Annotated in this window: 17 protein-coding genes; 5 read left to right on the forward strand and 12 right to left on the reverse strand. The window is 52.3% G+C overall.

Annotated elements, in window-relative coordinates; translation table 11 throughout:
- Positions 1-165: 165 nt before the first annotated feature.
- The gene (locus ACFQ03_RS10535; RefSeq protein ID WP_260982033.1) at positions 166-828 is read left to right on the forward strand and encodes a thiamine diphosphokinase; all 663 of its coding nucleotides are present in this window, start codon (positions 166-168) and stop codon (positions 826-828) included.
- Positions 829-856: 28 nt separating this feature from the next.
- Here the strand turns inward: ACFQ03_RS10535 and ACFQ03_RS10540 are convergent, their stop codons facing one another.
- The 4 genes from ACFQ03_RS10540 to ACFQ03_RS10555 all read right to left on the reverse strand — a co-directional run bounded on the left by ACFQ03_RS10540 (position 857) and on the right by ACFQ03_RS10555 (position 2,971).
- On the reverse strand, positions 857-1,150 hold the full coding sequence (locus ACFQ03_RS10540; protein ID WP_144934687.1) for a hypothetical protein: 294 nt from the start codon (positions 1,148-1,150) through the stop codon (positions 857-859).
- A gap of 242 nt (positions 1,151-1,392) precedes the next feature.
- Positions 1,393-2,172 carry a sigma-70 family RNA polymerase sigma factor gene (locus ACFQ03_RS10545; RefSeq protein ID WP_150960487.1) on the reverse strand — a complete coding sequence of 260 codons (780 nt, stop codon included), beginning with the start codon at positions 2,170-2,172 and terminating at the stop codon, positions 1,393-1,395.
- Positions 2,169-2,621, reverse strand: a complete 453-nt coding sequence (gene rsbW, locus ACFQ03_RS10550) for an anti-sigma B factor RsbW (protein WP_144934693.1) — start codon at positions 2,619-2,621, stop codon at positions 2,169-2,171. Before rsbW ends, ACFQ03_RS10545 begins: the two co-directional genes overlap by 4 nt.
- Positions 2,618-2,971: an STAS domain-containing protein gene (locus tag ACFQ03_RS10555; RefSeq protein ID WP_144934696.1), complete on the reverse strand. Its 354-nt coding sequence runs from the start codon at positions 2,969-2,971 to the stop codon at positions 2,618-2,620. Before ACFQ03_RS10555 ends, rsbW begins: the two co-directional genes overlap by 4 nt.
- 384 nt (positions 2,972-3,355) lie before the next feature.
- Between ACFQ03_RS10555 and ACFQ03_RS10560 the strand changes: the two genes are divergently transcribed.
- Positions 3,356-3,802 carry a Dps family protein gene (locus ACFQ03_RS10560; protein WP_379288018.1) on the forward strand — a complete coding sequence of 149 codons (447 nt, stop codon included), beginning with the start codon at positions 3,356-3,358 and terminating at the stop codon, positions 3,800-3,802.
- A gap of 136 nt (positions 3,803-3,938) precedes the next feature.
- Here ACFQ03_RS10560 and ACFQ03_RS10565 read toward each other — a convergent pair whose 3' ends face one another.
- From ACFQ03_RS10565 to ACFQ03_RS10600, 8 genes are all read right to left on the reverse strand, one after another.
- Positions 3,939-4,994 carry an alpha/beta fold hydrolase gene (locus ACFQ03_RS10565; RefSeq protein WP_379288020.1) on the reverse strand — a complete coding sequence of 352 codons (1,056 nt, stop codon included), beginning with the start codon at positions 4,992-4,994 and terminating at the stop codon, positions 3,939-3,941.
- 138 nt (positions 4,995-5,132) lie between these two features.
- Complete coding sequence (locus ACFQ03_RS10570) at positions 5,133-5,927, reverse strand: TetR family transcriptional regulator (protein ID WP_186328284.1); 795 nt, start codon at positions 5,925-5,927, stop codon at positions 5,133-5,135.
- A 170-nt stretch (positions 5,928-6,097) separates the two neighbouring features.
- A complete protein-coding gene (locus ACFQ03_RS10575) occupies positions 6,098-7,033 on the reverse strand; it encodes a helix-turn-helix domain-containing protein (protein ID WP_379288022.1) in 936 nt (311 codons plus the stop codon).
- Positions 7,034-7,687: 654 nt separating this feature from the next.
- Positions 7,688-7,918, reverse strand: a complete 231-nt coding sequence (locus tag ACFQ03_RS10580) for a hypothetical protein (RefSeq protein WP_144934706.1) — start codon at positions 7,916-7,918, stop codon at positions 7,688-7,690.
- A gap of 424 nt (positions 7,919-8,342) precedes the next feature.
- The gene (locus ACFQ03_RS10585) at positions 8,343-9,953 is read right to left on the reverse strand and encodes a hybrid sensor histidine kinase/response regulator (protein ID WP_379288024.1); all 1,611 of its coding nucleotides are present in this window, start codon (positions 9,951-9,953) and stop codon (positions 8,343-8,345) included.
- Positions 9,954-10,130: 177 nt separating this feature from the next.
- Positions 10,131-10,967 (reverse strand): CheR family methyltransferase, encoded by an 837-nt coding sequence (locus ACFQ03_RS10590; RefSeq protein ID WP_144934779.1) that lies wholly within the window; start codon positions 10,965-10,967, stop codon positions 10,131-10,133.
- 65 nt (positions 10,968-11,032) lie between these two features.
- The gene (locus tag ACFQ03_RS10595; RefSeq protein WP_144934712.1) at positions 11,033-14,728 is read right to left on the reverse strand and encodes a response regulator; all 3,696 of its coding nucleotides are present in this window, start codon (positions 14,726-14,728) and stop codon (positions 11,033-11,035) included.
- 32 nt (positions 14,729-14,760) lie between these two features.
- On the reverse strand, positions 14,761-15,900 hold the full coding sequence (locus ACFQ03_RS10600) for a PP2C family protein-serine/threonine phosphatase (RefSeq protein WP_144934715.1): 1,140 nt from the start codon (positions 15,898-15,900) through the stop codon (positions 14,761-14,763).
- Positions 15,901-16,168: 268 nt separating this feature from the next.
- Between ACFQ03_RS10600 and ACFQ03_RS10605 the strand changes: the two genes are divergently transcribed.
- From ACFQ03_RS10605 to serS, 3 genes are all read left to right on the forward strand, one after another.
- Positions 16,169-17,131, forward strand: coding sequence for an acetylxylan esterase (locus ACFQ03_RS10605; protein ID WP_150960492.1), 963 nt, complete (start codon positions 16,169-16,171; stop codon positions 17,129-17,131).
- 194 nt (positions 17,132-17,325) lie between these two features.
- A complete protein-coding gene (locus tag ACFQ03_RS10610) occupies positions 17,326-18,762 on the forward strand; it encodes an NAD-dependent succinate-semialdehyde dehydrogenase (protein WP_379288027.1) in 1,437 nt (478 codons plus the stop codon).
- Positions 18,763-19,194: 432 nt separating this feature from the next.
- On the forward strand, positions 19,195-20,493 hold the full coding sequence (gene serS, locus ACFQ03_RS10615) for a serine--tRNA ligase (RefSeq protein WP_144934782.1): 1,299 nt from the start codon (positions 19,195-19,197) through the stop codon (positions 20,491-20,493).
- Positions 20,494-20,740 lie beyond the last annotated feature (247 nt).

Here is a 20,740-nt window from a genome sequence, read left to right on the forward strand (position 1 = left end):
TAACCATACAACAACTCGTATATATTATCAAGCTTAATCTTTCTAAGTGGTGTCCAGCCTGCAATAAAGCGGGAACACTCTCTCCAGCCTTATTGGCACTTTTCAAGTCTTCCTTCGTATGATACGTTAGTTTCAGTGAAAATCAAGGTCAGAAGGAGGTGCGCTGTGAACGCCATATCTTCTAAGACAGGCGGAATTGTTGTTATCGTAAGCGGCGGAAGCTTGGGGGACTGGGCCCTTCGCGAGATTGGACGCGGAGACATTCTGATTGGAGCAGACCGGGGAGCGGCCTTCCTGGTACAGCATGGGTACAGCCCGGATCTGGCGATCGGCGATTTCGATTCCGTTCGCCCCGAAGAGATCGGACGGATCCGTGAATCAAGCAAACGCTGGGTAGAATGTGATCCGGTCATGAAGGATTATACCGATACGGAGATGGCTTTCAACGAAGCGCTGGCTCTTCACCCGCAAGAAATCGTCCTGGTCGGCGTCATGGGTTCCCGTCTTGACCATTCCATGGCCAACCTTCAACTGCTGGCCAAAGGGCTGGAAGCCCGCGTTCCTTGCAAAATCGTGGATGCATATAACGAAATCACGCTTATAGACGATGAATGGATTGTCCATCGCAATGAATACGCCTATCTTTCCCTTATTCCTTTCACAGAAGAAGTAAGAGGCATCACCCTCGAAGGGTTTCTGTACCCGCTGTGTGACGCGCAGCTTAAGACCGGCCAGTCGTTAGGAATCAGCAATGTGCTGACCGCTGATACCGGTCGCATTACACTTACCGAAGGGAAGCTTCTGGTCATCCGCAGCAAGGAAGACTAGGCTTCCTTTTTCTCATCCCGGTAAACGGTTAAATTAACCGGATAATATGAACGACCTTTTCCTCTGCGGCAATTTTGATCAGGTGATTGTCCCGGTCGTAGACAATTTGACAGGAACCGAAGCTCATCGTCGGCTCCGCGCCCAAGCCATAAAAAATATCATCGGCTAATGTCGTTATACAATCCTTCCGCTCCTGCTCGTCCATCTCCCGCCAATCCTCTTCGCTCATCTCGAACAGCTCGTTGCAGTTTCTTACACCGGACATGGCTCCGGTCAATTCTTCAATAATCTCCTCATACTCTCGGCCGAATTTAACGCCCATTGAAGCAACATCCTTTCTTAACCGGCCCTTTTGCCAGATCCGGATTTTTATTCCTATTATAGACAGAATGAATAGTATTTATCGGTATTTATCGGATCCTTGAAAGCCTTATCCCCATTATAATCGATTTCGTCGAATCTGTTTCACCCATTTTTCTCTGCAGTCGCATGCAGGGAACTCTGTAAATCCCCACAACAGTGCAAAAAAACACAAAACACGCCATTCCCCCATGACGTGTCTTGTTACTTGTCCACCAATGATTGATGTCCGTTCAAATATTGTTTCAGCTTTTCTATCGCTCTCTTCTGAATGCGGGATACGCTCATCTGGGAGATTCCCAGCACCTGGGCGATACTCCTCTGCGATTGCCCTTCGTTAAAGACGAGCATCAGCACCTTCTTCTCTTCTTCCTTCAGAAGAAGCAGCGCTTCGTTCAGATCCAGCCTTTTCTCGACCATTCCGAAGTCGTCCGCATCACTGCCTATCAAATCACCGATGGTTGCGCTTCCTTCATCGTTAGCCAGAGGAGTATCCAACGAAACGTAATTATAGCATTCCCTTCCGGCCAGCACCTCAATCGTCTCCTCCGTCGTCAGCTCCAAGTATTCCGCAATTTCATCTACGTTCGGGGATCGCTCCAGCTTCATAGTCAACTCATCAACCGCCTGTTGAATCATCAGCCCTTTTTCCTTAATCCGCCGGGGAACTTGAATGTACCACGACTTGTCTCTTAAATAATTTTTCATATGTCCGATCAGACTCTTCATCGCATAGGCTTCAAATTGGATCCCGAGCGTGCTGTCGTACTGCTTGAAAAGTCGCAGCAAAGCCATCTGCCCAACCTGATACAAATCCTCATACAGGTCGGGGCGGTTCCGGGACATTTTCCCGGCGGCCATCTTGACAATAGGCTCGTAATGGAGCAGCAGGTCAGTCGCTATCTCGTTGTCTTCCGTCTGCTGGTATTGAAGTATAGCCGCTATTTTATTGTTGGGGTCTTGCGTGGCTTGCTCTGGCTTCATGCCAATTCCTCTTTCCTTTGGAGAAATTTGGTCAGTATAACCTCCGTTCCGGATTGTGTATGCACCTGGACCTCATCCATGAGTGCTTGCATCATAAAGATGCCCAAGCCCCCTTCGCTAACTTCGCTTAACGGTTTGTCATGCAGAGATTCGGCCTGGCTTTCTTTCTGCTCATAGTCAAAGCTGCTTCCTTCGTCCTTGACGCTGATTCGAATGCCGTCTTCCCGCATTTCAAACCTGATTTCCATCTGCCCCTTCTCTTCTCCCTGATAGGCATGCAGAACAGCATTATTGCAGGCTTCGGCCACAGCCACCTTCATGTCCTCGATTTCTTCGTAAGAAAATCCCCATTTTGATGCAATTCCGTACAGGGTGAGCCGGACAATGTCTATAAATTCCGCGTCTGCCGGAACTTTTAAACTGACGCTGTGATTTTGGAAGTCGCTCATATGATTTCTTCTTTCCTTTCCGATGATCCCTCTATCGGGTGAATATATTGTGAAATTCCCGTAATATCGAACAACCGATTAATTTTCGGCGGGATTTCCTCCACTCCGAAAGGAGCTTGCAGCGCATCCCGGGTTTTTAAGATGGAAACCAGAATTCCTATGCCGGTGCTGTCGATATATTTTAAATCTTTAAGATTTAATGTTAGTGCTCTTTTGGTCTGATTAATGAACGGCTCCAGATCGGAACGCATCTCCGCAGCTACCGATAAATCCAATTCTCCGCTAAGGTACACCACGATTTCGTCCGCCATCACTTCCTTGTAAATGTTAAACTTCTTCTCTGGATACATGCCTGTTTTCCTCCCATGCCGCTAGAAGTTTTGTTTCCCCACACTTTTCATCTTAATGCACTTGAAAAATTTCCCTTCGTCAAAACAATCCGACAATAATTATATACACGAATTTCACGTCGCTTGAAACAGGGCGGCTGTAAATTTTTATAGTAATTTTCTGCCTTCTTCCTCCTTTTCAATTATAGCTGGTTCGTCAATCATTCTCACTCTTCATGCCATTCTTTTTATTTAAGAAATTTTGGTAAAAAGGGACAGCAGCCCGCAATCTTATTAACACGAATAAAGAACTTAAAGATTCCTGGTTTGGTTAAAAAACCGGTTTTTGGGGTAAATAAAGAACAGTCAAGCAAGTTCAATATAGCTTATCAAGGAGGTACAAAGATGCCAAAAACGATGACATCCGTAACGACGGTACTGAACCAGCAAGTTGCCAACTGGTCGGTGATGTACATGAAGCTGCACAATTACCATTGGTATATTACAGGAGACCATTTCTTCACCCTCCATGTCAAACTGGAAGAGCTTTATGACGAGGCCGCCCAGTATTTGGACGATTTGGCTGAGCGACTGCTGTCTTTGGGCAAAAGGCCGGTAGCTACATTAAAGGAAAGCCTGGAGCTATCCTCCATCAAGGAAGCAACCGGCTCCGAGTCGCCGACCGATATGATCCGCACCGTATCCCAGGATTTTGCGACGATGATCAACGAGCTGCAGGAAGGCATCAAAGCGGCCGAAGAAGAAGGGGACGAGCCGTCCGGAGACATGATGATTGCCATCCAAGGCTCACTGCAGAAGCATAAATGGATGCTGGATGCGTTTTTGAAATAACCGAAATTCATCCGTAGTTCCGGTGAATTTCGGACCAACCAATAAAACAGGCGGACCTCACCGCCTGTTTTATTGTGCCGGTGGACCGGCTGTGCCGACAGCCTGCGTCAAGGATACGACCAAGCGGCGCCGGGACTCAACCGTTAGCCGTTCGCGGCCCTGTCTGGCCTTCTCTCGCAGCTATTTCTTTCTCCAGCAGATTCAGTGCCTGCAGAACGGCCTCAGGCCTTGCCTGCGGAATCATATGGCCGGTGTGCTCGATCTTCAGCAGCTTGGAGTGGGGGATCTCTCGATGCAGCCTGTAAGCCTGCAGCTCGGGACGGAACGGGTCCGAGTCACCGACCGCTATAACAACAGGAAGCCGCAGTTCCCCGTATCTGCTGCTGACGGCATCCGCATTCCGGATAAAGCCTTCGATATCCTCCCGGTTCGCCCGGATCTGTGCCGGCCGGGGCCAGACCGCCTGCGCCAGCCTGCGATAATCGTGCGGAACAGGGTCCGGGGCAAAGGTGGCATCGGTCACCGGTTTGACCGCCAGACCTCCGAGCGGGACTAGCAGAGTATGGAGAAGCAGCTTGCCTACGAAGGGAGAGAGAACGAGCGCATTGAGTATCCGGTCGGCGATACCCGCGGGATAAGCCTTACCCCCATAGGCTCCGGGAGCCAGCAGAACGATTCCGGCAAGCTCATCGGAATATTGCAGCGCATAAGACAGCACGAGCAAACCGCTCCAGGAATGCCCGACGAGAATAGGCTCTGTTGCGCCCAGCTTCTTCAACGCTTCATGGAGAAGCCTCGCCTGGTTTTGCGGCGTCATTATCCCTTTGCCGGGACGCTCGCTATATCCGTATCCGGGCCGGTCGAATACCAGCACCCTGTATTGAGAGGACGCCAGCTCCATGACACCCGAATAATCAGCGGACGACAGCATCCCCCCGTGCAGGCATACGATAGGCCGGCCCCGGCCTTTGCTGTTATAATGAAGCCGAATCCCTTCGACCGTAACAAATTCCCCTGTCGGAGGAAATTCCGACTCGGCCCGCCGAACCCGCTGCCGGCTATATCCCATCAAAGCGGCTGCCGCCAACAGACCGATGCCCGTTAATATCCATACCACAGTGATCCTTCCTTTCTGAGATTGGGAATGGGTAATCCAGAAGAAACGACTGTCGCCGTCCTTGTCCAAGGACATACAGTTACAACCTTTGGCAAGTCTATTTAAAGCATTCAATTCCCTCCTTTCGCCAAAAATACATACTGTTAAATATTCGATTAACATACTCATAGGTATGTTAATTTCAAACAAAAACCCGTAATAATACGGGCTTCATCACGAGCCCGATTCCGGCTCCAGTCCTTGCCACAGAACCTGAGAAGCGGCCGTTACACCGGAACGCAAGCGGTCCGGATTCCGGTCAATAATTCTAGTTAGCTGCATGCCGTAAATAAGAGCCTGGAACAGAGTTGCCAGAGCCTGCGGAGCTATATTCCTCTTCAACAAACCGTTATCCTGCATCTCCTGAAATATGGCGCTCGTCCCCTCGATAATGCTGCTGTATGCTTGGTTCAGCATCTCCCTTACCGAAGGATCACGGCTTGAGACAACGAATTCAAAAAATAACATGGAAGGGTCCTGCTCATCCTTGCCGGAATGTCCGCACTCCAATTGCGACATCAACCATAAGGCTATAGACTCAATCGGGTCCTCCGAAGCGAGGGCGGAATGGGCCTGTGCCGGCAGGACTCTGAGCTGCGCAGCCAGGCTTCGTTCGCACAGCTCCAGAAACAGCTCATGCTTGCCCGAGAAATGCCAGTACACGGCCCCTTTGGTCATATCCGCCGCGGCCGCTACCTGATCCAGGGTCGCCCCGGCGAATCCCGATCGGGTGAACACTTCGGCAGCAGCATCCAAAATCCGTGAGCGGGTATCCGCGAATCCGGCCCCGTCCTCCTCCTGAATGTCTGCCAGCCATTTTCTCATTTGCTCCTTGCCGCCGAAGCATCGTCTGACGGATGTCCAATGGACTCCGGCAGCGGCCGCGACATCCGCAAACGTTATTTTGTCATATGCCTTGCCGGAAGCAAGCTTCCTGGCCGCTTCCCTGATTTGATCATGGGTAATCATGCTTTCCAACCTCATATCCCGGACACATAATGTTATATTCATTAACCTTTAAGTATGTGATTATAATATAAATCTATGTGAATGAGATGTCAAGATGATTCGCAAGTTAAACGGGCAGCGGCTTAGCAGCTTTGCTTTGGAACGCTTATCGACTCCCGATATGCTTCGCGTCATTGGTCCTCCGGTGCTTCATCAAAGCTCAAATTGACGGGTTCTTCCGGAATTTCTTCCATCAGGTCAATATTTGTCGTCGGGATCTTCTCGTCGACTTCATCAAGCCGCAAACTATCGACCCAAATTTTCCCCGGCCCGTACAACAACACGCCGATTGCTATTTCTTTGCTGCTCTTTGGAACGTCCAATACAATACTGTACTGGCTCCAGGGTGTGGTTCCTCCAATCGGGCGATTCCCCATATTGTCGAAGCCGAGCATATCCTCGTCCGCACCGTCTATTCTCATCCATAAGCCCGCCCAGCCCTTCACGTCATCGGACTTGACGAAGCCGGTCAATCTCAATCTTTTGCCCAAGTAGCGGTCAGCCTTAAACATCTGCATCATAGTAGCGAAGCCTTCCAACTGCTCGGATTCGGACATTAAATATCCGGATGCCCGCCCTTGATGGGTTACCAGCCTATCAACCCCCATTGTATAAAGATGCGGATGAGTGCCTGTCAGCTTCCATCCGTACGGCTCCTGCTTGATCGGTTCCATTTGTCCCCGTCTCTCCTTTCTCGTGAGTAAGGTTTGAACATATTTTCGATACTGGCCCGGCGTCATATAATAGACCCTCTTGAACGCCCGGGTGAAAACCTCCTGAGACTCGAATTGGTACTCCAAAGCAATGTCCAGAATTCGTCTCTCGGTGCTGAGCAATTCCCCGGCGGCGCAGGCCAGTCTCCTCTTGCGGATATAGTCTGCAAGGGTATCTCCGACATAGGCCTGAAACATCCTGTGGAAATGATACATCGAAAAGGCCGCCTGATCGGCCACTTTCTCCAAAGACAAGTCGCCCTTGAGATGCTCTTCTATATAACGGATGGATCGCTTGACCGCCCGGACATGCTCGTCATAGACCACCCACAGCTCCCCCCTCCTATGGTTCATAGCTTATCATGTTCATTCAGGCTAAGACTTGATCTTTTTTGCGAATCCGGCCCACGCCAAAGAAACCTTTACCAGTTATTGACTATAATAACCATCCAGTCCGCTCGAAGGAAGGCAGCTCCGAAGCTTCAAGCAACGAATCGGGTGAACAGTGCATGCTAACACGATTCGGATGTGGCTAACTGCCGGGGGATTTAAGGGGAGGCGGTTTTTTCGGGACGGCCCGACTTAGTGGAGCGATGATCAATTTTCCTCACTTGGCGAATGGGCGAATGGGCAAACCTAAATTCTATTGTTTTACTATCCCTATTCGTCAGAAAGATATCGGATGATGGGCGAAATGATGCGAGCCTCAGGATGGTGAGCCATTCCCGGCAGAACCGAACCGTTAAATATCCTCCCCTCATTGACGGTTGTTCTTGGATAGTCATTCCGCTAAAGGAAGGGTAATCAGTATCGCCTTCAATTTCGGGGCAGCCTGAGCAAAGGGGATATTAGTCAAAAGCTTGCGGAGCGAGGAATAGGTTTATAGAACTTGAGCCGAAAAATAGCCGGGAGGATGAAACCGGAAGACTGTTGGTCAGAACCAGAATAGGCCGCCGTTAAATGGAAAAAACCGCGGTGGACTTTCCCCGCGGCCTTGCTCAGTAATGACTAAAGAGTTTCCGGCGTCCCGTCGGACGGCATATCAGAAGCGGATTTCCTCTGCGCGCTCTCAGCCGCGGACATTAGAAAGATTAACCCGACCACCGGCAGCAGAAAAACGAGCAGGGCTGATTCCACAGCTGCCCCGGGTCCCTTATATTTCAGAGTGTCCCGATAAACCCATACCGTTTCATAGACATGTGCAACAAGGAATAATGCCGCTAATAATATTCCGAGCATGATTCATAATCCTCCTTGATCATTAGCCGTAAGGCCTGCAGCGTTAGTTCATTATTCCATTATTGTCCAGAACAGGTCTGTCCAAACTCCCTGCGTCGAATATGAATAGATCTCCGTCTAATGAAAAAGCGCCTCCGCCATCATTGGCTGGGCGCTGCAACAATCCTATAATCAACTTAGATAATTACTTTCACCTTTCACCGGCTAATAGGACGCTATAACCTGAAACAGGAGGAATGTATGATGACTCACAATTCTGCCTCTTCAACAGACAAGAATGGCTTCTCATATTACGGGAACCGAGATTTACATAAACGGAGCGGAATCCCTGATCAAGTAGCTGATCCAGCCGCTCCCATCGCAATACTCCCGTCCCAATAACCGGTGCCAAGACCGCGATTGCGATCCGTGCGAAAATTCTCTTCTAATAGGAGCGCTTCATGTCTGTCAGGTCGAATGGACAAACCTTGACCGTAAAAATAAATACCGCCCCCGGGCCATCGCCGGATTCGATCCGAATGGAGCCGCCCATAAGCTCCACCAGCTTTTTGCATATGGCCAGGCCCAAGCCGGTCCCCCCATACTTACGGGTCATGGACGAGTCCAACTGGGAGAAGGGCTGGAATAACTGGCTGCGTTTGCTCTCCACGATCCCGATTCCGGTATCCTTGACGACAAATTCGATCTCCAGCCGCCCATCCTCCTCTCCCAGCTTGTTAGCGTAGACGTATACCCCACCCTGCTCGGTAAACTTGACCGCATTGCCAACGAGATTCATCAGAATTTGCCGCAGCCGGGTAACATCGCCCAACAAATATTGCGGAAGCTCGGGATCGACCCGGTACTCCATTTCCAACTGCTTCTTGTGGGCCATAAATAAATTAAAGGTTTCTTCCAGACAGCTCCGCAATTCGAAGGGCTCCTCTTCCAGCTCCATCTTGCCGCTCTCAATCTTGGAGAAATCAAGAATGTCGTTAATGACCGCCAGCAAGGCGTCCCCGCTCTTGCGGATAATCTCCGTCAGCTCCCGCTGCTCCGGATTAAGGTCCGTCTGCATCAGCAGATCGGTCACCCCGATCACGCCGTTAAGCGGAGTCCGAATTTCGTGGCTCATCGTCGCCAGAAATTCCGATTTGACCCGAGACGCAATCTCCGCCGCCTCCTTCGCCGCCAGCAGCTCCTGCTCCGCCTTCTTCCGTTCTGTTATGTCGCTGACCGTGCAGGCAAACAGACGATCCGATCCGATGTAAGCTTCGCCGATCTGGATTTCCGCGGGGAAGGCAGAGCCCTGTTTGTTCCGCAGCTTCATCTCACTGATCTTCCCCGTTACGTAGCGGCCTTCTCCCTCCCCGTTCCGCTCCTTGTTCTCCAATGCCCGCAAATCGGGTATAAGCAGCGTAACGTTCTCGCCAACCAGCTCATCCTCCGTGTAGCCGAACATGCTGATGGCGGCAGGGTTAACCGTCAGGATGGTGCCTTGGGCATCGAAGGTAAACATGGCATCAATCGACGTCTCCCCGATCATTCTGGCCTGAGCCTCCGCCCTCGTCAGGCTGAGCGTTGTCAGCAGCAGCTCCTTATTGGCCTTCTCCAGCTTCTTCGTCTGCTCCTCCAACAATTTGGCCTGTTTTTGCAGCTTTTTGCTGCTGATAAACAAATTGACGAAGCCCTCGATTTTCGATTTCAGAGTCTGGGGAATGAACGGCTTGACCATATAGTCAATCGCTCCAACGGAATACCCTGTAAAAAAATGCTCCGCTTCCTTGCTCGTCGCCGTAATAAAAATGATCGGTATATCCTTGGACCGGTCCCGGGCTTTAATAAAGCGCGCCGTTTCAAAGCCATCCATGCCCGGCATCTGCACGTCCATGACAATAACGGCAAACTCCTGCTTCAGGAGACAGCGAAGGGCCTCTTCCCCCGAATTTGCACGAACCAAATTATAGTTTTCCTCGGCAAGCACCGCCTCCAGGGCGAGCAAATTCTCGGGATGGTCATCCACCAGCAATATGTTGATGGGATCCGTATATTCCATCGGCTTCCTCCTGTATCGGTTGGTCTATGCCTGACCGGGTAAATAACCCCACATGCCTTCGTAGCGTATTCCGAGTACTTTGCGGGGAGTCCCAGAACTTATTAATCTGGATCGGCCGGGCCTTAAATGATAGATAATAAATATTTCTCCATGCGCAGCAAAACCGCTTGGCCAATACTACCTGATCTTCCGGTAGAGCCTTTCGCGGCAGTCAAGCGCTTCGTAGCCGTCGGCATGCCTCGAGAAATTGATCGACTCCCGATTGCCGAGAGCCAGCACTCCCAGAGGAGCCAGACTTTCGTAGAACAGATGGTGAACGTGATCCTGCAGCGATTTATTAAAATAAATGAGTACATTACGGCAAAAAATGACGTGAAACTCGTTAAACGAGCGGTCGGTCACCAGATTATGCCGGGCGAACACGATGTTTTCCTTCAAGAACGGGTGAAAGGTGACCTTGCTCCCCGAAGCCGAGTAATATTGCGAGAAAGCGCCGGTTCCGCCGGCCAGCATATAATTTTTCGTATAGCTCTGCATTTTGCTGAGCGGGAAGGTCCCTGTTCTGGCCTGATTGACTATATCTTCGCTGACGTCCGTCGCGTAGATTCTCGACTTGTGATACAATCCCTCCTCGTGAAGAAGAACAGCCATGGAGAACACTTCCTCCCCCGTGGAGCAGCCCGCATGCCATATCCGGATAAAAGGGTACGTATGCAGAAGAGGAACCACCTTCTCCCGGAAGGCTAAAAATAAGGAGGGATCGCGGTACATCTCGGTCACATGGATCATTATGCTCTTCACCAGCTGCCTCATAGAGGCCGGGTCATGCAGCACTTTCTCTTGCAGGGCGGAGATGGACCCCAGCTTCATGGCCTGAACCTGGTGCCAAATCCTCCGGCGCAAGGAATTATAGGCGTAGTTACGAAAATCGTACCCATAAAGCTTGTAAATCCCTTCCAACAGCAGCTCGATCTCAATTCGTTCCCGATTATCCTGAAGGTCCGGATGGCTCATCGATCGTTCTGCCCCCGATGACCAATCACTTGGAGAATGCTTCTGCAGAATGAATTCACGCCCTCTCATCCGTACAACCACACCTTTAGCAAGGATAACAGCTGATCGGTATTGATCGGCTTGGTAATATAATCCGATGCTCCCGCTTCAATGCACTTATTCCGATCCTCTCTCATCGCCTTTGCGGTCAGCGCGATGATCGGCAGCTTCTCGAACCGGGGCTGGCTGCGGATCCGTCTTATCGTTTCGTAGCCGTCCATTTCCGGCATCATGATATCCATCAGCACCAGATCGATTTCGGCATTGGATTCCAGAACCTGCAGCGCCTCGATGCCATTCTCAGCAAAGGTCACATTCATATGGAACGCTTCGAGAACGCTGGATAGAGCGAATACGTTCCGAATATCGTCATCGACCAGCAGAATGCTCTTGCCCTCGAAGGCACTCTCGTTATTGTGAAGCTTCTCGAGCATCTGCCTCTTGTCCTCCGGCAAGTTGGCCTCTACCCGATGCAGGAATAAGGAGGTTTCATCGAGCAGTCTTTCCGGCGACTTGACGTTTTTGATAATGATCGATTCCGAATATTGCTTCAGTCGGATTTCATCCGCTTTATCCAGTTCCTTGCCCGTATAGATAATGATCGGCAAGTCCTTCAGCCGCTCTTGGCCGCGAATCTCCTCCAGCAGCTCGAACCCGGAGATGTCCGACAAGCCGATATCCAGAACCATACAGTCATAACGGCAGCCTTGCAGCTTCTCCAGAGCTTCTTTCCCGCTGGAAATCGCCGTGATTTCCACATCCTCGTAGCCAATAAGCTCCACGAGGCTGCGAAGCAATTCCTTATCGTCTTCTACGATCAGCAGGTTTTTGATCTTCTTGTCGAGGAAGGATTGGATGTGGGTAAACGCCTCCTCCAGATTTTCCTTACTGACCGGCTTTTTGAGATAGGCCATAGCCCCCATGGTCAGGCCTTGCCAGGATTCATCGATTACGGACATAACATGCACCGGAATGTGCCGGGTCTCCAGATTTTCCTTCAACCGGTTCAGAACGGTCCAACCGTCCACCACCGGCAGCTGAATGTCGAGAATGATGGCATCCGGTTTGTGCATGCGGGCCAGCGCCAGCCCCTGATCTCCGCGCAGGGCCGCAATCGTTTTGAATCCCCGCTGACGAGCCATATCCATAATGATCTTCACGAAATGAACATCATCCTCAATGACCAGCAGCACCTTGTCGTTCGGCTCGATGCGTTCGCGGTCATCTTCAACGTCCGGGGAATTCAGCAATTTCGGATCCGATAGCTCTACCTGCGGGATGATTAATTCGGCGGGCAAGTCGGAAGTCTCCGCATGGCCGCGCGAGATCGCCACTTCTCTGATCATGCTGTCGACGATATCCTCATGCCCCGATGCGGGCAATCTCGAGGACGAGACTGGCAAATACAGGATGAAGGTGCTGCCGCGTCCTTCCTCACTCTCCAGGGTAATGGTTCCCCCGAGCAGTCGGGCCAGCTCCCGGCTGATGGACAGCCCGAGCCCCGTTCCTCCATATTTACGGCTCGTTGTACCGTCCGCTTGTCGGAAAGCATCGAAGATGAACTCCTGCTTCTCCTCGGAAATTCCGATCCCCGTATCGGTCACCGCAAAGGCGATCATCAGCTCCCCGGACTGTCCGGATTCAACAAGAGGATGATTCTCCTCCATTTTGACATGCAGGCTGATGCTCCCTTTCTTGGTGAATTTGAACGCATTGGAGAGCAAGTTGCGCAATATTTGCTCCAACCGGTAATGATCTGTGTTCATCCGTTCCGGAACATCCTCTTCCACCACAATATGCAGTCCCAGTCCATTCTCCTTGGCCATTGGAGCGAAATTGCGGCGGACGAAATCCTCCAGATCCCGTACCCGATAAGGCTCGATCTGAACCTCCATCCGTCCTGCCTCCACTTTGGACAAGTCGAGGATTTCGTCTATCATCCTCAGCAGGTCGGTTCCCGAGGAATGAATCGTGTCTGCGAATTCCACCTGCTTCTCATGCAGATTTCCTTCCCGGTTATCCGCCAGCAGCTGCGACAGAATGAGCATGCTGTTCAGCGGAGTGCGCAGCTCATGGGACATGTTGGCGAGAAATTCCGATTTATATTTGGAGGTGAGCGCCAGCTGCAGCGCCTGCCGCTCAAGCTCGGTTTTCGTCTGTTGAATTTGCCTGTTCACCTGCTCGGTTTGCTCGATCTGCTGCTCCAGCTGGCGGGTCTTCTGAAGCAGTTCATCGTTGGCCTGCTCCAGCTCCTCCTGCTGCCGCTGCAGCATTTCCTCGGAGCGCTGCAGCGACCGTGTTTTCTCCTCCAGCCGTTCGTTGGACGCTCTTAATTCCTCCTGCTGGGAAAGCAGCTCCTCGGACTGAGCCTGAAGCTCCTCCGTCAAGCTCTGGGACACGCGGAGCAATTCCTCCACTTTCTTCCGTCCGATAATATCTTTAAGCACCGTTCCGACATGGTCTGCCAACTGCTCCAGCAGATGCAGCTGTATGGGAGTGAACTCCCCCAGGGACGCCAGTTCGACAACAGCGATCAGTTCATTCTCGTAACGGATGGGATGGCAGACGAGGCTGACCGGAGTAATCTCGCCGAGTCCGGAGTTGATCTTAATATAATCGGCCGGAACATCTTTAAGAAGGATCGTTTCGTTGTCCAGAGCGCATTGTCCGACCAGCCCTTCCCCTATCCGGATGCTTCCGCTCGGATGAAGCCCTTCCTTATAGGCATAAGCGCCGCCCCTTCGCAATCGTCTGTCGGATTCCTCCCCCTCCAGCAAATAGACGACCCCGTAGCTGGCTCCGAGCATGGGGGTCACCTCGCCGATAAATTTCTGGGCCACCTCCTCCAGCTCGCCGAGCCCCCTTAGATGCGTAGTCATCTGGGCCAGGTTCGTTTTTAACCAAGCCTGCTCTTCATTCGCCCGGTTCATCTCCCTCTCCCGCTTCGTCTTCTCCTGCAAATCTAACGCCATCGTGGTAAAGGCATCGGCCACTTCCCCGATTTCGCCTTTCGGAGTGATGCGCTTAAGCTCCTTCGCATCGACGGTCCCATTGGCAAAGCCGGCAATCATCCGCGACAACATATTCAGGCCGCCCGTTATACTGGAGATGATCCAGTACATGATGACAAGGCCCAGTAATAAGCCGGTTATGCTTAGAATCAAGGTGAAGGTGAGTGTGGAACGATTGCTGGCCCGGGAAGCCAGAAAATGTTCATCCATCCTCTGTTCATGATACTTGGCCAAGGCATCCAGCTTCTGTTGAAGGGTATCCAGCATAAGGTTGCCTTCCGCTTCACGCAATTGCGCCGCATCCCCCCGCTTGCCGGAAGTGACGAGGTTGATCGCCTCCTTCTTGTAGCCTGAATAAGCATCGAAGCTCCCGGCCGCCTCCTCCAGCAGCTGCTTCTCCTCCGCCAGCTCGGAGCGCTCTTCCAGCTCTTGCAAATAAACCAGCGCTCTGTTCGAGGATTCATCAATTTGCCGGATCAGGCCCTCCCGGTCCCGGGGTTCGTTCAGAATCAGGTTCACCAGCAAATTGTTGATCTTGGACACTTCGTTGCGGGTGCTGGAGGTCACTTTCACCTTGCTGTAACGGTTTTGATATATTTCATTCATGTTCTGATTGATCGAAGAAAGCCGGTTAATGCCGATCCCGGCCAAAGAGAACATTAATATAATAATAGCCCCTACCCCGAGGAATAATTTCGTCCTTATCTTCATGGCCCTACCCCCTTCAGTCAGATCTCCTGCGGCTACTTCGTTGTCACGATCACCAGGCACATATCATCCTCGTGATCCGCGCGAAGCTCTTCCGGCACCAGCAGAGGAACGTAATCTTCCACCTTGTGATTCCGAAGCCGCTTGAGCTTCCCGGTCAACTCCTGCAGCCCGTCTGTCCCTTCCGTGTCGAGAACCTCCGCCAATCCGTCGGTAAACATAAAAATACGCGCCTGCTCCTCATACCGGATGACGGATTTCCGGATGTCGATCTTCTCGAAAAAACCGACGGCACAACAGCCCCGGTCCATCATCGTCACCTGTCCGGAATCGCGGAACACTACGGCAGGCGGGTGCCCCGCATTGACATATTCGATCTGCTTGTTCTTCGTATCGATCACCATATAAATCGCAGTGAAATAGTAATGGATAAAATGTTCCTTATTATGAAGCTGGCTCATATAGCGATTTAGCTCATGAATGACCTTCTCCGGATCCGTCAGCTCGGTGATCGTATCCTGCAGAACGGATGAAATGTACATACAGACCAGAGAAGAGGAAATACCGTGGCCCATCGTATCCAACAAAATGATGCCGTAGCGGTGTTCATTGATTTTGAACCAGGAATACATGTCCCCCGCCAGTTCCGAGGAAGGGTAATAATTGGCCCGAATATCGATCTGCTCGTCGTTAATGGGCTGACTGAGAACGCTCTGCTGAACCTGCTTCGCCAAATCCAGCTCATAACGGATCTTGCGGTCTCTCTCAATGTGCCAATCCATCTCATATTTCAGCCGCAGAGCTACCCGAATGCGGGCCATCAGCTCCACCTTGTTAATGGGCTTCATGACATAGTCGCTGGCCCCCAGATCCAGGGCCTTAGCCAGCTTATTCGAATCACCAAGAGCGGTCACGATAATGATTGGGATGTCTTTAAGCCGGTCCACCTGCTTGATCCGCCGGCATGCTTCCAGACCATCGATTTCCGGCATCATCAAATCAAGCAGAATCAGATCGACCTCCGATTCCATCGGCTCGTCGGAATCGATCCGCAAATAATCGAACAATTCCTGAGCGGAGTGGGCTTTAATACAATCCGGATAGCCCTCGTTCTTCAATATTTTCTCAATCACAATCAGGTTGATCGGATTATCGTCTACGATCAGAATGCTCATAAGGTGAAAACTCCTTTATCGCGTGATCAGACTTCCATTCCAGATCCTGTTGGACCCCGTATCGCCGCACTCCTGAACGCAAATAGAGTCCGGTTTCGGTATTATGTAAAGTGTAACCCAGGTTGCAAGCCCCTGTCCACGCTCGCTCCTTCGGCTAATTTCGCCCTTTTACTGCTGCGGGAAGGAATTCTTTAAGGTGTAAAGAAATTATTAGGATGAATGGTAAATAGCACTAATGATAAATGATAAGAAAGGTGATAGATTTTGTATGAATGCCCTGAACAGAAGACTTAATGATCTCCACCAATATTTATCGGAGCCTTATGCCCCTTCCGATCTAAATGATTATTGGGAGAATACGCTGGAGCAAGTTCGCAGCAAGCCGTTTAACGAACAGAAGACCAGAATGGATTCTCCCTTCATGCCTCATTGTGAAGTATATAAAGTCAAATATAACGGATTCGATGATACTCCTATTCACGGCTGGTACCTGCTTCCCCCGTTTCGGGATACCAAGCCGGTTCCCTGTGTCGTCTTATTCCACGGGTATCACGGTAGCAAGGGCATGCCGGAGGAGTACGCCATATGGTTAATGATGGGGCTGGCCGTCTTCGCAGTCGATGTCCGGGGGCAAGGTGGAGAGACCGGCAACACCCTTCCCAGCGACACGGGAATGACCAGCGGTTGGGTGAGCCAAGGGGTCGCAGACCGGGATCGGAGCTACTATAAGGCCATCACCGTGGACAGCATCCGAGCGGTCGATTGGGTCGCCGAGCAGCCGGAAATCGACCGCTCGAGAATTGCCGTTGCCGGAGCCAGCCAAGGCGGAGGACTTGCACTAATCACGGCGGCCTTGAGCGGCAAGGCGGCCGTATGCGCGGCGAGCGTCCCCAATATGTGCCACATGGATTACGGCATCATGTATTCTACCGGTTCGCTTACCGAGTTGGCGGCTTTCGCCGATCTGTTCCCGGAGAAGCTGGATTCCATCCTTGCAACGTTAAGCTATTTCGATATCGTCCATTTCGCGGAGCGGCTGACGATGCCTGTCTTCATGAGCGTCGGACTGAAGGACACCATCTGCCCTCCGGAGACGATCTTCGCCGCCTATAACCGGATTGCCTCTACCGATAAGGAGATCGGAGTGTATCCGTTCGGAGGGCATAACGTCAACCGCCATAACAGCCAGCGGGTGAGAAGTTTTATTCACCGCCACCTGCTCGAACGATAACGATGCGGCGCGCCATGCCGCGAAGCACCTCACCCTTCGCGCGGTGTCCATAATCTCTGATGATTACCCGGTTAAAGCGCTGCTGAAACGCTGGATGGGGGAAAACTCCTTGCTCGTCAATCAGATACTGTTCAGGGAGCATAAGCTCATTTATTCTATTGCGGTAAGAAACCTAAACCTGGAGGAATTGCGCTATGGAACATAAGCTAAATTACATCGGAGGCCAGTGGGTTCCGTCCATGACAGGCGACACAATCGAAGTAACCGATCCGGCGACGATGGAAATTGTCGCCTCCGTGCCCAGGGGCGGCCGCGCAGACGCATCTACCGCGGTCGATGCTGCCAGCCAAGCGTTCCCCGCCTGGAGAGACCGCTCCGCTTATGAACGCTCGGAGCTGCTCCTCCGTTGGCATCAGCTCATGATGGACAACCGGGAGCGGATCGCCGAGACGATGACGATGGAGCAGGGCAAGCCGCTGGCGGAAGCGCGGGGGGAAGCGGAGTACGCGGCCGATTTCGTGCGCTGGTACGCGGAGGAGGGGAAGCGGATCTATGGCGAAACTATCCCGGCCAGAAGCTCGGCGAAGAGAATCCTCGTTCTTCGCCAGCCGATCGGGGTCGTTGCCGCCATCACTCCGTGGAACTTCCCCGCCGCGATGATCACGCGCAAAGCGGCCCCCGCGCTCGCTTCCGGCTGCACCTGCATCGTCAAGCCGGCGAGCCAGACGCCGCTGACCGCGCTGCTGCTGGCCGAGCTCGCCGAGGAAGCGGGCTTGCCGGCCGGCGTGTTCAACGTGGTCACAGGCGACGCCCGCGAGATCAGCGATGCTTTCATGCAGGACAGCCGCGTGCGCAAGGTGACCTTCACCGGCTCGACCGAAATCGGCAAGCAAATCATGCGAGGTGCGGCCGATACGGTCAAGGCGGTGTCGCTCGAGCTGGGGGGCCATGCGCCGGTGATCGTCTACGACGATGCCGACCTTCGGCTCGCCGCAGAGCAGACGATCGCGTCCAAGTTCCGCAATGCCGGACAAACCTGCGTCTGCGCTAACCGGATTTACGTACAGGACGGCATCTATGACGCTTTCGAGCGGGAGCTTGCGGAGCGGATCGCCGCTTTGAAGGTTGGCTCCGGGCGGGAGCCGGGAACAAGCATCGGCCCTTTAATTGACGAGCACGCTATGCACAAAGTGAAGGAGCAGGTCGAGGAGGCCGTTGCCAAAGGAGCCCGGCTCGTTTCCGGCGGACGGCCCGTTCAACCGGATCAGACCCGCGGCTTCTTCTATGAGCCCACCCTGCTCGGCGAGGTGACTCCGGACATGAAGATTATGCAGGAGGAGACGTTTGGTCCGGTCGCCCCTTTAATCCGGTTTACAGCGGACGAGGAGGCCATTGCCCAGGCTAACGACTCCCGGTTCGGACTGGCCGCCTATTTGTTCACTTCCAATATTACCCGTGCCATCCGGACCGCCGAGCAACTGGAATACGGGATTGTCGGCATCAATGACGGAGCTCCTTCCACCGCGCAAGCCCCATTCGGCGGGTTCAAGGAAAGCGGGCTCGGCCGCGAAGGGGGCCGGGAAGGAATCGAAGAATACTTGGAGACGAAATATATTTCGATCGGTCTATGATTTATGGCTGTCTTCTGACGTTTTACTTAGCTATATTGTCAAGGAAACTGGTTATGCTATATAATAGAAAAAATTCAAGATCGGAATCATGCCAATGAAGAGCATCCAACTCGGAGGCGTTTATGACCGGAGCGACAAGATCTATGAGCGTCGGGCAGTGCTTCACTCGAAGGCAAAGCCGTTAAGGCCGAGCCACTCGCTTGAAGATTCGGGCTTCACCCGCTGTCACCTAGCCGCTAGAAGCCAACCCGCTAGCTGCAAGAAGCCGCTTCTTGTCCTCTCTAAGTAAACCGGCTCCCGCGCCGTTACCGCGGAACCAAGCGGATCGGCCGTCCCTGGACGCCGGTCAAGTTGGGTGGCACCGCGAGCAGCGCTCCTCGTCCCAAAAAGATGAGGGCGCTTTTTGTTTTTTTTCGAAAGGAGAGATGAATGATGTTGGACATTCGTTACATTAGGGACAATGCCGCCCAGCTTCAGCAAGTCGCAGACCAGAAAGGGATTAAGCTTTCCCTGGACGAGTTGTTGGACGTAGACCGCCAGAGGCTGCAAAAGCTGCTGGAACTTGAAAATAACCGGAAGGAAAGAAATGAACGCTCCCAACTAATCGCCGTCTGCATGAAAGCAGGCGATCAAGTGAAGGCAGAGCGGTTGAAAGAGGAAGTCAGACAGATCAATCTCGAGTTAAAGCAGCTGGAAGCCGTCTGGTCGGAGCTCGACCGGCGGTATCAATCGCTGCTGATGCTCGTCCCGAATCCGGTATCGCCCGATACGCCGCACGGCCTGTCCGATGCGGACAATGTGGAGCTTAGAAGAGTGGGAAGCCCTCCTGCTTTTGACTTTGAAATGAAGGACCATGTCGCGCTTGGAGAAGAACTGGATTTATTCGACTTGCCCAGAGGGGTTAAAGTGGCGGGAACCCGCAATTATTTTCTCAAAGGCGCGGGGCTTCTGCTGCATCGGGCCGTTCAGCAGCTTGCCGTTGATTTGCTGATGGAGCGCGGCTTCACGGTTATGGACGTACCGCTTATCGTCCGGGAGGAGACGATGCGGAATACGGGATTTTTTCCACTCGGTCAGGATCAGACCTACGAAATCCCATCGGAGGGCAAATGGCTGGTCGGCACCTCGGAGGTTCCTCTCATTTCGTACTACAGCGATGAGATTATCGATGTGACGGAGCCGATTCGGCTTGCCGGAGTCTCGGTCTGCTTCCGTAAGGAGGCGGGCTCTGCAGGCAGAGATGTCAGAGGGCTGTACCGCGTTCATCAGTTCGCCAAGGTGGAGCAGGTCATCCTATGCCGCAACGATCCGGAGCTTTCGGAACAGCTGTTAGAGGAATTGACGAAGAATGCGGAGGATTTATTGGATCTGCTGGAAATTCCGTACCGGGTCGTGGCTGTTTGCACCGGGGATATGAGCCAGAAAAATTATAAGCAGTACGACATTGAATCGTGGATGCCTAGCCGCGGCAGCTATGGGGAGACACACTCGTCCTCGAGCCTGCTGGACTTCCAAGCGCGGCGCTCGAATATCCGGTATCGCGACGATGATGGGAAGGCGCGCTACTGCCATACCCTAAACAATACGGCGGTTGCCTCGCCGCGCATTCTCATCCCGCTTTTGGAAAATCATCAAAGAGCGGACGGCAGCGTCTACCTTCCCAAGGCGCTCCGCAAATATATGAATGGACTCAGCGAGCTGCGGCCGAACATGACAACTTGGAAAATATGACCATCGCATGCCTAAATATCGCACCAAGCGTCGCCTACTGTTAGGCGGTCGAATGAAGCCCCGAACGGCGCGATGCCCTATTCTAAAGCAATTGTGCAGGTCTTTTTACGAAAAAGCTCTGTCACGCCCTATTCTAAAGCAATTGTGCAGGTCTTTTTCGGAAAAACGCCGTCACGCCGATGGCGTAAAGTATTCTGTGTACCAAGATTTGGAGCCTTCACAGGCGACAAAAAAGTAGGGTATTCTC

Origin of the sequence: Paenibacillus residui, assembly GCF_042677205.1 — a bacterium.
Lineage (GTDB): Bacteria > Bacillota > Bacilli > Paenibacillales > NBRC-103111 > Paenibacillus_L > Paenibacillus_L residui.